The 12,669-nt window shown below is 42.2% G+C and carries 11 protein-coding genes; 5 read left to right on the top strand and 6 right to left on the bottom strand.

Annotated features, from left to right (window positions below; genetic code table 11):
* Position 1: 1 nt before the first annotated feature.
* From parE to ftsP, 4 genes are all read left to right on the top strand, one after another.
* Positions 2-1,897, top strand: coding sequence for a DNA topoisomerase IV subunit B (gene parE, locus PSF31_RS12795; protein WP_094961099.1), 1,896 nt, complete (start codon positions 2-4; stop codon positions 1,895-1,897).
* Positions 1,898-1,930: 33 nt separating this feature from the next.
* Positions 1,931-4,186 (top strand): DNA topoisomerase IV subunit A, encoded by a 2,256-nt coding sequence (gene parC / locus PSF31_RS12790; protein ID WP_096864070.1) that lies wholly within the window; start codon positions 1,931-1,933, stop codon positions 4,184-4,186.
* Positions 4,187-4,295: 109 nt separating this feature from the next.
* Positions 4,296-5,030, top strand: coding sequence for a 1-acylglycerol-3-phosphate O-acyltransferase (locus PSF31_RS12785; RefSeq protein ID WP_036958188.1), 735 nt, complete (start codon positions 4,296-4,298; stop codon positions 5,028-5,030).
* A gap of 352 nt (positions 5,031-5,382) precedes the next feature.
* Complete coding sequence (gene ftsP / locus PSF31_RS12780; protein ID WP_004257690.1) at positions 5,383-6,798, top strand: cell division protein FtsP; 1,416 nt, start codon at positions 5,383-5,385, stop codon at positions 6,796-6,798.
* Positions 6,799-6,865: 67 nt separating this feature from the next.
* On the opposite strand, the gene PSF31_RS12775 is transcribed toward ftsP, so the two are convergent.
* Positions 6,866-7,480, bottom strand: a complete 615-nt coding sequence (locus PSF31_RS12775) for a LysE family transporter (protein ID WP_004257687.1) — start codon at positions 7,478-7,480, stop codon at positions 6,866-6,868.
* A gap of 238 nt (positions 7,481-7,718) precedes the next feature.
* Here PSF31_RS12775 and folA point away from each other — a divergent pair, with 238 nt between their 5' ends.
* Positions 7,719-8,213 carry a type 3 dihydrofolate reductase gene (gene folA, locus PSF31_RS12770; protein ID WP_096864071.1) on the top strand — a complete coding sequence of 165 codons (495 nt, stop codon included), beginning with the start codon at positions 7,719-7,721 and terminating at the stop codon, positions 8,211-8,213.
* A gap of 73 nt (positions 8,214-8,286) precedes the next feature.
* Here the strand turns inward: folA and apaH are convergent, their stop codons facing one another.
* Genes apaH through surA form a run of 5 tightly spaced genes read right to left on the bottom strand, consistent with a single transcriptional unit; the run spans position 8,287 to position 12,614 of the window.
* Positions 8,287-9,114: a bis(5'-nucleosyl)-tetraphosphatase (symmetrical) ApaH gene (apaH, locus tag PSF31_RS12765; protein WP_036958002.1), complete on the bottom strand. Its 828-nt coding sequence runs from the start codon at positions 9,112-9,114 to the stop codon at positions 8,287-8,289.
* A gap of 2 nt (positions 9,115-9,116) precedes the next feature.
* On the bottom strand, positions 9,117-9,494 hold the full coding sequence (gene apaG / locus PSF31_RS12760; RefSeq protein WP_004257676.1) for a Co2+/Mg2+ efflux protein ApaG: 378 nt from the start codon (positions 9,492-9,494) through the stop codon (positions 9,117-9,119).
* Between the two features lie 18 nt (positions 9,495-9,512).
* The gene (gene rsmA / locus PSF31_RS12755; RefSeq protein ID WP_004257672.1) at positions 9,513-10,322 is read right to left on the bottom strand and encodes a 16S rRNA (adenine(1518)-N(6)/adenine(1519)-N(6))-dimethyltransferase RsmA; all 810 of its coding nucleotides are present in this window, start codon (positions 10,320-10,322) and stop codon (positions 9,513-9,515) included.
* Positions 10,319-11,311 carry a 4-hydroxythreonine-4-phosphate dehydrogenase PdxA gene (gene pdxA, locus PSF31_RS12750; RefSeq protein ID WP_004257669.1) on the bottom strand — a complete coding sequence of 331 codons (993 nt, stop codon included), beginning with the start codon at positions 11,309-11,311 and terminating at the stop codon, positions 10,319-10,321. Before pdxA ends, rsmA begins: the two co-directional genes overlap by 4 nt.
* Complete coding sequence (gene surA, locus PSF31_RS12745; protein ID WP_036958000.1) at positions 11,295-12,614, bottom strand: peptidylprolyl isomerase SurA; 1,320 nt, start codon at positions 12,612-12,614, stop codon at positions 11,295-11,297. Before surA ends, pdxA begins: the two co-directional genes overlap by 17 nt.
* Between the last annotated feature and the right edge of the window lie 55 nt (positions 12,615-12,669).

The raw sequence follows: 12,669 nt of genomic DNA, 5'->3' as shown, positions 1-12,669 counted from the left end.
CATGACTCAATCTAGTTATAACGCAGAGGCCATTGAAGTCCTCAGTGGTTTAGAGCCTGTTCGCCGTCGTCCGGGGATGTATACCGATACCAGTCGACCGAACCATTTGGCTCAAGAAGTAATTGATAATAGCGTCGATGAAGCGCTTGCGGGGCACGCGAGCCATATTGAGGTTATTTTACATGCCGATCAATCCCTTGAAGTAATTGATGATGGGCGCGGTATGCCTGTCGATATTCACCCAGAAATGAAAGTGTCAGCGGTTGAGCTGATCCTGGGGCAATTACATGCGGGGGGGAAATTCTCCAATAAAAACTACCAATTCTCAGGTGGTTTGCATGGTGTCGGGATTTCTGTCGTCAATGCGTTATCAAAACGTATTGAAGTTACTGTTCGTCGTGATAGCCAAGTGTATCAAATTGCCTTTGAAAACGGCGATAAGGTTGAAGATTTACATGTAATAGGGACTTGTGGAAAACGCAACACAGGGACTAGCGTGCATTTTTGGCCAGATGGCAGCTATTTTGATAGTCCAAAATTTTCAGTAACTCGTTTAACTCATAATTTAAAAGCCAAAGCTGTTTTATGCCCTGGCGTGAAAATCACGTTTAAGGATAAGCTCAACGATACAGAGCAAAGTTGGTGCTACAGTGACGGGTTGACCGATTACCTAATGGAGTCAATTGACGGCCTTGAAGCGTTACCCCCAAAGCCATTTACAGGTGAATTTTCAGGGGAAACAGAAGCCGCACAATGGGCGTTGCTCTGGTTGCCTGAAGGTGGTGAATTACTGACGGAAAGCTACGTTAACCTTATCCCAACAGCACTAGGTGGAACCCATGTTAATGGTTTACGCCAAGGGTTGCTCGATGCGATGCGTGAATTTTGCGAATTCCGCAATATATTGCCTCGTGGTGTTAAGCTCTCAGCTGATGATATTTGGGAGCGCTGTACTTATGTGCTTTCCGTTAAAATGCAAGATCCACAATTTGCGGGGCAAACCAAAGAGCGTCTGTCTTCTCGTCAATGCGCTGCGTTTGTTTCGGGCGTGGTAAAAGATGCCTTCAGTTTATGGCTTAACCAAAACGTGCAAGTGGCTGAACAGCTTGCAGAAATGGCAATTTCTAGCGCGCAGCGTCGAATGCGTGCAGCGAAAAAAGTGGTGCGTAAAAAACTCACCAGTGGCCCTGCTTTACCGGGTAAATTAGCCGATTGTAGCTCGCAAGACCTGAGTATGACGGAATTGTTCCTTGTAGAAGGGGACTCCGCAGGGGGCTCTGCAAAACAAGCGCGTGACCGCGAATACCAAGCTATCATGCCGCTACGCGGTAAAATTCTCAATACATGGGAAGTGTCTTCTGATGAGGTTTTAGCTTCCCAAGAGGTACATGATATCTCTGTTGCTATTGGAATAGACCCTGATAGCGAAGACCTTAGTCAATTACGCTATGGGAAAATTTGCATCCTTGCGGATGCGGACTCCGATGGCTTGCACATTGCTACATTGCTATGTGCGTTATTTGTCCGTCATTTCCCAACATTAGTAAAAGCAGGGCATGTCTATATGGCAATGCCGCCGTTATATCGTATCGATTTAGGCAAAGAAACGTTTTACGCCCTTGATGAAAGCGAAAAAAATGCTGTACTTGAACGCCTTAGCCGCAAGCGAGGTAAACCCAATGTTCAGCGATTTAAAGGGCTGGGGGAAATGAACCCACTGCAATTACGTGAAACGACATTAGATCCAAATACTCGTCGTCTTGTACAGCTAATTATCGATGATGAAAACTACCAAGAAACACTTGCGGTCATGGATATGCTTCTTGCGAAAAAACGCTCTGAAGATCGCCGTAATTGGCTGCAAGAAAAAGGCGATATGGCTGAAATTGATGTCTAATATCCGAATTGCGATGAGAAAGGAACGAATTGAATGAGTGAAATTACTCATGATGGCGTAGAGCGCTTACCGCTTCATGCTTTCACTGAAAATGCCTATCTGAACTATTCGATGTACGTCATCATGGATAGGGCATTACCGTTTATTGGCGATGGGCTTAAACCTGTTCAGCGCCGTATTGTGTATGCAATGTCAGAACTTGGCTTAAGCAACACTGCAAAATATAAAAAATCCGCCAGAACTGTGGGTGATGTTCTCGGTAAATATCACCCACACGGTGATATCGCTTGTTATGAAGCGATGGTCTTGATGGCGCAGCCGTTTTCTTACCGTTATCCGCTGGTGGATGGTCAAGGAAACTGGGGGGCACCGGATGACCCTAAATCATTCGCAGCAATGCGTTATACCGAATCACGACTATCCAAATACGCTGAAATTTTACTCAGTGAACTTGGCCATGGCACCGTCGATTGGGTACCAAACTTTGATGGTACGCTAAACGAGCCCAAAATGTTGCCTGCACGTTTGCCAAATATTTTGTTAAACGGTACAACGGGTATTGCGGTTGGGATGGCGACAGATATTCCACCACATAACGCCCGAGAAGTGGCTCAAGCTTTGGTTGCTTTACTGGATAAACCTACGCTAAATCTTGATGACATCATGGCATTTGTGCCGGGACCTGATTTCCCTACGGAAGCAGAAATTATTTCTTCCCGTGATGATATTCGTAAGATTTATCAAAATGGGCGCGGCTCTGTACGCATGCGTGCGGTGTGGGAAAAAGAAGATGGTAATGCTGTTATCACGGCTCTCCCTCATCAAGTTTCTGGGGCGAAAGTTTTAGAACAAATCGCCAGCCAAATGCGCGCGAAAAAATTGCCGATGGTTGAAGATTTACGCGATGAATCTAACCATGAAAACCCAACACGTTTGGTGATAGTTCCACGTAGTAATCGTGTTGACCTTGAACAGGTTATGACGCACTTATTTGCGACAACGGATTTAGAGCGTAGCTACCGCGTTAACCTTAATATGATTGGTTTAGATAACCGACCTGCGGTAAAAGGGCTTGTTGAGATCTTAAATGAGTGGATCGCTTACCGTCGACAAACTGTACGTAATCGCTTAAATCACAGGTTAGAAAAAGTATTAAGACGCTTACATATTTTAGATGGTTTATTGATTGCTTATCTGAATATTGATGAAGTCATTGAAATTATTCGTACAGAAGATGAACCCAAAGCGGTTTTAATGTCACGTTTTAATATCAGTGATACCCAAGCTGAAGCTATTTTAGAGTTAAAATTACGCCATTTAGCCAAGCTCGAAGAAATGAAAATTCGTGGCGAGCAAGATGAATTAGCCAAAGAGCGCGATGATTTACAAGCGATTCTTGGGTCTGAAAGACGTTTAAATACGCTGATTAAAAAAGAGATTCAAGCTGACGCCAAAGATTACGGTGATGACCGTCGCTCCCCATTGCATGAGCGTGAAGAAGCGAAAGCAATGAGCGAACATGAAATTTTACCGTCAGAACCGATTACCGTTGTGCTTTCTGATATGGGGTGGGTGCGAAGTGCTAAAGGGCATGATATCGAGCCGACTAACCTAAATTATAAAGCGGGAGATGGTTTTAAAGGGGCTGCGCGAGGTAAGTCAAATCAGGCGGCGGTATTCCTTGACACAACAGGGCGCAGTTATTCTGTGGATCCGCTTGAATTGCCTTCAGCGCGTAGTCAAGGTGAGCCTCTAACGGGTAAGTTAACTCTGCCTCCAGGTGCATCCATTGAACATGTATTGATGGCGCCTGATGAGCAGAAATATTTAATGGCTTCTGATGCAGGTTACGGTTTTATTTGTACCTTCAATGACTTAGTCACTAAAAATAAAACTGGTAAGGCCTTAATTTCTTTGCCTGAAAATGCAAAAGTATTGGCACCAATTGAACTGCATAATGAACAGGAAGATTTGCTGTTGGCAATTACCAAGGCAGGGCGTATGTTAATATTCCCTGTGGCGGATTTACCCCAACTTTCAAAAGGTAAAGGGAATAAAATTATCAATATTGCAGGTGCGCAAGCGGCAACTGGCGATGATTTATTGACTTGGTTGATGATTTTGCCTGTGGGGGCATCAATGACCTTGCATTTCGGTAAGCGGAAGCTGAAGTTTAAAGCAGAAGACTTACAAAAATATCGTTCAGAACGAGGTCGTAAAGGGACGTCGTTACCGCGTGGAATGCACAATATTGAGCGTATTGATATTGAGCCAGTAGAGTCTGAATAATTAACAAAGAACAAACCTTATAAACCTTTTTTAGTATGAACTTCAAAAGGTTTATAAGTAGATAATATTCATCATGGAGCTGAAAAGCTTCTTACAATTTGGGGTTAGTATGTTAGCGCTTATTAGAGCGATCATTGTTATTATTTATACGATTGCGGTGTGTGTAGGGGGGGGGATTTACTGTCTATTTAGCCCTCGTAACCCAAAACACGTAATGACATTTGGTCACATGTTCGGGCGGTTATCAGTCGTTTTTGGGATTAACATTATAAATCGTGTACCCGAGAAAGCTAAGAGCTATGGCCCGAGTATTTATATTGGTAATCACCAAAACAATTACGATATGGTGACTATGTCAAATGGGGTATTACCAAGAACGGTAACCGTTGGTAAAAAAAGCTTGGTTTATATACCTTTTTTTGGCTTTTTATATTGGATAACGGGTAATATTTTAATTGACCGCGCTAATCGCTCTAAAGCCCATAACACAATCACGCAAGTTGCTGACCAGATTAAAAAACGTAAAATTTCTGTGTGGATGTTTCCTGAAGGTACTCGCAGCCGTGGTCGTGGTTTACTGCCATTTAAAACGGGGGCATTTCATGCAGCGATTGCAGCAGGGGTACCGATTGTGCCTGTTTGCGTTTCTAGTACACAAGGTAAAATTAAGTTAAACCGTTGGAATAACGGTACTGTCATTATTGAAATGCTAGACCCTATTGATACATCGCTTTATAGCCGAGAGCAAGTGAGGGAGTTATCTGAGCATTGCCATGCTTTAATGGAAGCCAAAATAAAAGAACTCGATCTCGAAGTCGAAGAAATGGCAAAACAAGGCAAATAACTTAATTCATTGAATTTATTTAAAAATGGGCAATATACAAATATTGCTCATTCTTTTAGGTTGAATACAGCATAAATTGACTTTATTGTTTCCTACCTGTCTTATTTCCTTTTTTAATTACTTACCCTTACTATTTATAATCTTATTAATTATATTTTTACACATTTGCTAGATATTTTTAGAATTTAGCCTTTTTTCGCGATATCATGGCTTACAAATTATTGCGACCTTAAATTGTTGTATCTAAGTTGTTATATTGCTGGGTCCAATCATAAATTAGCCATTTTATAGGCTGAAAATCTACAATACTAAATAATAAAATGCGCTGGAATTTTTGTTTAGCGGAGAATTTATGTCATTCAATCGATGCCAAGCCCTGATAGCGGCGGGGGTGGCTCTATGTTTGTCCTATGTGCCAATTTATGCAAATGCAGAGGGGGCGACAGCTTTACCTGTGCCACCATTATTAGAATCACGGTCTGGACAGCCATTATTTTTAACATTACAAAAAATTCATTGGTCTTATGATGGAAAATATTCAGCCGATATTTGGGGAGTAAATGGTTCTTCCCCTGGGCCGACAGTCAAAGTAAAAAATGGCGATGATATTAAGCTTATTTATAGTAATCGCTTACCTGAAGCCGTTTCGATGACAATCAGCGGGTTGCAAATACCAGGAACACAAATTGGTGGAGCGGCAAGGTTAATTTCACCTAATGCGGACTGGTCTCCAGTGATCCCGATACGTCAAAATGCAGCAACGCTTTGGTATCATGCAAATACTCAAGGGAAAATGGGCGAGCAAGTCTACAATGGTTTATTGGGGATGTGGATCATCGAAGATGATGTGACGAAAAACCTGCGTTTACCTAAACACTATGGTGTTGATGATTTTCCTGTCATTATTCAAGATAAGCGTTTAGATAATTTTGGCGTCCCTGAATACAAAGCCGATGAAAACGGGTTTTTAGGCGATTCATTACTGGTTAATGGCGTACAAAATCCATACATTGAAGTTTCTCGAGGGTGGGTACGTCTACGATTATTAAATGCGTCGAACTCCCGTTATTATGTAATGAAAATCAGTGATGGTCGTCCATTTTCATTGATTGCATCTGATCAAGGGTTATTAACTGTACCTGTTAGTGTTCAGGAACTCCCATTAGCACCGGGGGAACGGCGTGAAGTCTTGATTGATATGGCGAAAACGCAAGAGTTAACCATTACTGCGGGCGAGTCGGCTACCTTTATGGACCGTTTAAAAGGGCTATTTGAACCATCGAATAGCTTAATTTCAACCAATGTATTAACTATCAAGGCAACTGGATTAATGTCATTGGTAACGGATGGTTTACCGGCACAATTAGTTGAAGATAAAACGCAAGTCACATCCAGTATTACACAACGTAATATTCACCTTAATGATGGTTTTGGTATTAATAATGCGACTATTGATACAAACAGGGTTGATTTCTCAAGCCGCCAAGGCAATTGGGAACGTTGGGTTGTGACGACGAATGAACCGCAAGCATTTCATATTGAAGGTGTGCGCTTTAAGGTCTTAAACCGTAATGGTAAACCAACACCGCCAGAAGATTATGGCTGGAAAGATACAGTGTGGGTTGATAGCCGAGTTGAATTATTAGTTCAAATGATGCAACCGTCCTATAACCATTTCCCGTTCTTATTTTATAGCCACAATTTAGAGAAGGCGGATTTAGGGTCTGTAGGGCAGTTGGTTGTTGCACCGCAAGACACCATGCAATAATTCGTATTACAACAATATTGAATATCCAATAAGCAGGCATTTAGCCTGCTTTAGGTTGTTGACAAAGCTAGCTTAGCGCCACTCGAATACCAAAGGCGATTAATACAACGCCGAGAACCTTATCAACGTATTTTTGCACTTTTGCCAGGCCTTTTCTTACAGGGGCACTTTGGATTAAAAATACTAAAATAGGCCAGTAGATGACGGCTAAACCCCAAATAATAAAGGCAAACCACAGCTTTTCGCCAACAGTGGAATTAATATCTAGCACTTGGGTAAAAACCGCTAAAAAGAACAGCGTGGCTTTTGGGTTTAATACATTACAGAGAAAACCTTGCATAAAGGCTTTTTTGAATGAAACAATTTCGTGTTTACTGGTTGTTAGATCAACGCTATGGCCGGATTGCGGAAGTAAGCTTTTGACACCGATCCAAATTAAATAGGCTGCACCCGCGTATTTTAAGATATTAAACAGCCAAGGCGTAGTTGTAATCAAGACAGCGAGGCCTGCAACACAGTAAGACATATGCAAAGCGATAGCGACTATCACACCACATGCAGACATTAATGCGGCAGAGCGTTGATAGCGTGCTGAATTTTTAACAATCAAAAAGAAATCTGGCCCTGGAGAAAGCATACCGAGTGCAGCGATGGTCGCAACCATAATACTCGTTTCGTACATGTTATAATCTCTTTTCCCGTTCAATGTTGGTAAATAAAAATGACCTGCTAATGACACTCACATTTAGACTGGTCTTAGAGGGTTCATTTTGTTTTTAAATGTTATTTTTAGTCATAAGTTTATCAATTCGAGTATAAGTGATTCAAACCTGTTTAAGGAAGTTTAAATTTAGTCGACGAAGCAATTCTCTTTCCGTATAGTGTGCTCAATTTTTATATCTTGTTTCTAAGGTGAGTAGATGAATATTAGCTTAATCGCAGCAATGGCGATCGATCAGGTTATCGGCATGGAAAAAGCGATGCCTTGGAATTTGCCGGGGGATCTAGCGTGGTTCAAACGAAATACGTTAAACAAACCGGTTATCATGGGCCGTGTTACCTATGAATCAATTGGGCGCCCATTGCCACAACGTGTGAATATTGTATTAAGTAGTGCTCCTGGTACTGATTCTGATGTTATTTGGGTAACGTCAATTGAAGAAGCATTGGCTGCAGCGCAATCAATTGAAAATGTTGAAGAGGTGATGGTAATTGGCGGTGGTAAAGTTTATCAACAATTTTTACCGCTAGCGAATAAATTATATTTGACTCACGTTGATGCTGAAGTTATCGGAGATACTCATTTTCCGGCTTATGAGCCTGATGAATGGGATTCTATTTTTACCGAATACCATGAAGCTGACGAAAACAATACCCATGGTTATTGTTTTGAGATCTTAACTAAAAGAGACTAATTTTTAGTTAGAATGCAAAAATGGCGCTTAATTGCGCCATTTTGCTATAACTTGCAATTAACTAGGCAAAAAATTACTCTTTACGGCTTTTTTGATATGACTTTTGCTGGTGGTACTGCTTAGTTTCCCAATGGAATAGCGTTAATTCCCCTCCCCAGCAGCAACCCGTATCTAAAGCATAAACGTTATCAGGAGTGCATTTCCCTTCAAGGGATGCCCAGTGACCAAAAAACACTGAGTAATCCTCAGGAATTTTACTGGGTAGATCGAACCAGGGTTTTAGCGGAGCGGGCGCTTTTTTAGGGTTTTCCTTGCAAATCATATCTAGCTGTCCGTTTGGAAAACAGTAGCGCAGGCGTGTTAAAGCATTGGTACTAAAACGCAAACGCGCTAGCCCCATTAAGCTTTCAGACCAGTTGTTTGGCATGTCACCATACATGGAGTCGATGAATAACGGATATGCATCACTAGACAGCACGGCTTCAACTTCCCTTGCACACATTCGTGCTGTTTCGATATCCCATTGTGGTGTTATACCTGCATGGGTCATCAAGATCTTTTTTTCTTCATCAATTTGTAATAAAGGTTGGCGACGTAACCAATTGATCAATTCATCAAGATCTGGTGCATGTAATAACTCATCGAGGTGATCTTTCGGCTTGTTACGACTAATTTTACAGTAAATTCCTAACAGATGGAGATCGTGGTTACCAAGCACTAAACGTGCGGCAGAACCAAGGCTTTTTACATAGCGTAAAACTTGCAGTGATTCAGTTCCGCGGGCAATGAGATCGCCTGTTAACCACAATGTGTCTTTGGTTGGATCAAAATGGACACTTTCCATCAAGTCACGGAGCTCACGATAACAACCGTGAATATCACCCACTAAATATGTCGACATAATTAATTAATCAGTGTTGGGATAGCAAGACGAAAAGCAGGGATATCAACGTGGAAACTGTCCCCTTGTGTGCTTATCATCACATAATAACCTTCCATCGTACCCATTGGAGTTTCAAGGATTGCGCCACTGGTATAACGGTATTCTTTTCCTGGTGGGATAAGCGGTTGTTCACCAACCACGCCTTCACCTTGAACTTCGGTCTTATGGCCATCACTGTTAGTAATGAGCCAATAACGGCTCATTAATTGAATAGGCTCTCGTCCTAAATTACGAATGCAGATAGTGTAAGCAAACACATATCTCGCAATATCGGGTTGAGATTGGCTTTCTATATAGACACTCTGAACTTGGATGCTTACATTCGGCTCATTAAGCATAGTGCCTCCTTCAACAGACTATTCTGAACGGTTAGAGAGATAGTTTGCCATTTTACAATATTGTTCAACAGAAATATTTTCTGCTCGGGTGCTTAAATCAATACCCAGTTCTGTTAACTCTTCAACGCTGAATAAATCCCCTAAACTATTACGAATCGTTTTACGGCGTTGGTTGAAAGCTTGTGTGGTAATACGGCTTAAAAATTTAATATCTTTTACCGGATACGGGTTTTCACGATGAGGAATCAACCTAACAATGGCTGAATCTACTTTTGGCGCTGGTGTAAATGCGGTTGGTGGTACTTCCAACACAGGCACCACGTTGCAATAATATTGCGCCATAACACTCAAGCGCCCAAAGGCTTTGCTACCTGGTCCTGCAACCAGACGATTCACCACTTCTTTTTGTAACATGAAATTCATGTCAGAAATAGAATTGGTGAATGTGAATAAGTGAAACATTAACGGCGTGGAGATGTTGTAAGGCAAGTTACCAAAAACACGCAGGGGCTGGCCCGCTTGTTTGGCTAATTCACCAAAATCTACTGTCATTGCATCTTGCTGAATGATAGTCAATTTATCTTTTAGTTGAGGATGAACGTGTAAACGTGCAGCAAGGTCACGGTCAAGTTCAACTACGGTCATTTTATCGATTCGGCTACCGACAGGTTCGGTTAAGGCACCTAAGCCGGGACCAATTTCTACAATGGACTGACCTGGCAGCGGGTTCATGGCATCCACGATGCTGTCGATAATAAATTGGTCAGTTAAAAAGTTCTGCCCGAAACGTTTGCGGGCAAAGTGCCCCTGATGGACTCGATTATTCATGTATTCTTAGATGTCATTTGGATAGCTAACTTTAATGCGGTGATAAAACTTCCCGCATCAGCATGACCCGTCCCCGCGAGCTCAAGGGCTGTCCCATGGTCGACAGAGGTACGGATAAAAGGCAGGCCGAGAGTGATATTTACTGCTCTGCCAAAACCTTGGTATTTTAACACAGGAAGGCCCTGATCGTGATACATTGCTAACACTGCGTCTGCATGGTCTAAATACTTAGCTTGAAATAGGGTATCTGCAGGCAATGGCCCAATCAAATTAATTCCTTTTGTACGTAGGCTTTCAAGTGCAGGCTCTATAGTATCAATTTCTTCGGTACCCATATGGCCGCCTTCTCCTGCATGTGGATTTAAACCACAAACATAGATGGCCGGTTTTTCAATACCAAATTTGGTTTGTAAATCATGGTGTAAAATGGTGATGACTTCATGAAGGCTTTGTTGGGTAATAGCGGCCGACACGTCCTTGAGTGGCAGATGCGTTGTGGCTAATGCAACACGCAGTTCTTCGGTAGCTAGCATCATAACAACGCGTTCACAGCCACTTCGTTGTGCAAAGAATTCCGTGTGACCACTAAATGACATGCCTGCATCATTAATAATCCCTTTATGTACGGGACCTGTTACAAGCGCTGAAAATTCGCCATTTAAACAGCCGTCACATGCTTTTGCTAAGCTCTCCACAACATATTGGCCATTATCAACATTGAGTACGCCTGCCTTTGCAGGCGTTGCTAAATGAACAGGTAGAACGGATAAGTGACCTGCTGGCTGTTCTTCATTAATTGAATTGGGGGAATATTCAGTTAATGTCAGAGGCAAATTTAGCGCTTTGGCACGCTGGCGTAATAAATCAGGATCGGCACAGGCAACCAACTCAACAGGCCATTGCTGTTGAGCGAGCTGAATAAGTAGGTCTGGACCAACCCCGGCTGGTTCACCGGGGGTGATAACAATAGGCTTAATTTGTTTTTTCATCTGTAGATTGGCTGTCACGACCATCAACTATTTTCACGTAAGCAGAAGCGCGTTGTTCTTGCATCCAGCTTTGTGCTTCTTCGTTAAATTTACGATTAAACAGTAAACGGTAAGCTTGATCTTTTTGCGCCGCGTCTGTTTTATCAACGTTGCGTGTGTCTTCTAATTGAATTAGGTGCCATCCAAAGTTTGATTGAACAGGTTGGCTTAATTCGCCTTTATTCAGTCTCATTAGCGCATCGCGGAAAGCTGGGTCATAGATATCAGGCATATTCCAACCTAATTCACCGCCTTTTAACGCACTACCTGGGTCTTCAGAGTTTTCTTTTGCTGCATCTTCAAATGAGATTTTGCCTGAACGAATTTCCTGAGCAATTTTGGTTAATTTTTGTCTTGCCTGTGCATCATCCATAATTGGTGATGACTTAATCAAGATGTGGCGTGCTTTCACTTCTGTGACAGAAATAGGTTGGCTGCCACCACTGACATCGTTAACACGTAAAATATGGTAGCCGACACCAGAGCGAATAGGGCCGACAACATCACCTTTTTTCGCATTTTTCAGTTGTTCAGCAAACACAACGGGTAATTCTTGCAGGCGTGACCAACCCATATTACCGCCTTTCAGTGCTTGAGGATCTGCTGAATAAGCGATAGCTAACTTACCAAAATCTCCGCCTTTTTTCAGTTCAGCTAAAATTTTATCCACTAATGCTTCAGCGGTTTTTAGTTGTTCCTGTGTTGGGTTTTCTGCTAACGGAATCAAGATATGGCTTAAATTAACGCCCATCTCATAATTTGCTTGTGAGCTCATTTGTTCAGCAAGAGAATCAACCTCTTGAGGTAAAATAGTCACTCGACGGCGAACTTCATTGTTACGCACTTCAGCAATCAGCATCTCTTTACGAATTTCGCTACGATACTGATTCATATTGATGCCATCAGCGGTTAAACGTTGTTGCATTTGCTGTAGTGTTAAACCGTTTTGACGAGCGATATCAGTAATAGTTGCATCCACGGCTTCATCTGGAATATTGATTTGCATTTGGCTAGCCATTTGCAAAATGATGTTATCCATAACGAGACGCTCAAGGATCTGATGACGCAGAGTTTGATCATCAGGCACCTGTTGACGTGCGTTCTGAGCATTCAGTTTTACTGTGTTGATCATATTCTGGACGTCACTTTCCAGCACAACACCGTTATTGACGACCGCAGCCACTTTATCCATTTGCTGAGGCGCAGCCAAAGCAGTGGAGCTTGCGAACATCAGTCCCAGAATAAGCGTTCTCCAATTCTTCATAATGGTCCTATAAATATTGACTTTGATTCCGCAAAAGCGGGCTAATCTCTTTTTA

This window comes from Providencia sp. PROV156, from assembly GCF_028480905.1.
In the GTDB taxonomy this organism is placed as follows: Bacteria; Pseudomonadota; Gammaproteobacteria; order Enterobacterales; family Enterobacteriaceae; genus Providencia; species Providencia hangzhouensis.
This window is presented reverse-complemented; position numbering and strand designations above follow the sequence as displayed.

What these genes read in the sequence shown, in the direction of transcription:
- apaG (WP_004257676.1), bottom strand. Translation starts at nt 9,494, where the DNA reads ATGCTTAATGAGCCGAATGTAAGCATCCAAGTTCAGAGTGTCTATATA.
- parE (WP_094961099.1), top strand. Translation starts at nt 2, where the DNA reads ATGACTCAATCTAGTTATAACGCAGAGGCCATTGAAGTCCTCAGTGGT.
- rsmA (WP_004257672.1), bottom strand. Translation starts at nt 10,322, where the DNA reads ATGAATAATCGAGTCCATCAGGGGCACTTTGCCCGCAAACGTTTCGGG.
- surA (WP_036958000.1), bottom strand. Translation starts at nt 12,614, where the DNA reads ATGAAGAATTGGAGAACGCTTATTCTGGGACTGATGTTCGCAAGCTCC.
- pdxA (WP_004257669.1), bottom strand. Translation starts at nt 11,311, where the DNA reads ATGAAAAAACAAATTAAGCCTATTGTTATCACCCCCGGTGAACCAGCC.
- PSF31_RS12785 (WP_036958188.1), top strand. Translation starts at nt 4,296, where the DNA reads ATGTTAGCGCTTATTAGAGCGATCATTGTTATTATTTATACGATTGCG.
- apaH (WP_036958002.1), bottom strand. Translation starts at nt 9,114, where the DNA reads ATGTCGACATATTTAGTGGGTGATATTCACGGTTGTTATCGTGAGCTC.
- folA (WP_096864071.1), top strand. Translation starts at nt 7,719, where the DNA reads ATGAATATTAGCTTAATCGCAGCAATGGCGATCGATCAGGTTATCGGC.
- PSF31_RS12775 (WP_004257687.1), bottom strand. Translation starts at nt 7,480, where the DNA reads ATGTACGAAACGAGTATTATGGTTGCGACCATCGCTGCACTCGGTATG.
- ftsP (WP_004257690.1), top strand. Translation starts at nt 5,383, where the DNA reads ATGTCATTCAATCGATGCCAAGCCCTGATAGCGGCGGGGGTGGCTCTA.
- parC (WP_096864070.1), top strand. Translation starts at nt 1,931, where the DNA reads ATGAGTGAAATTACTCATGATGGCGTAGAGCGCTTACCGCTTCATGCT.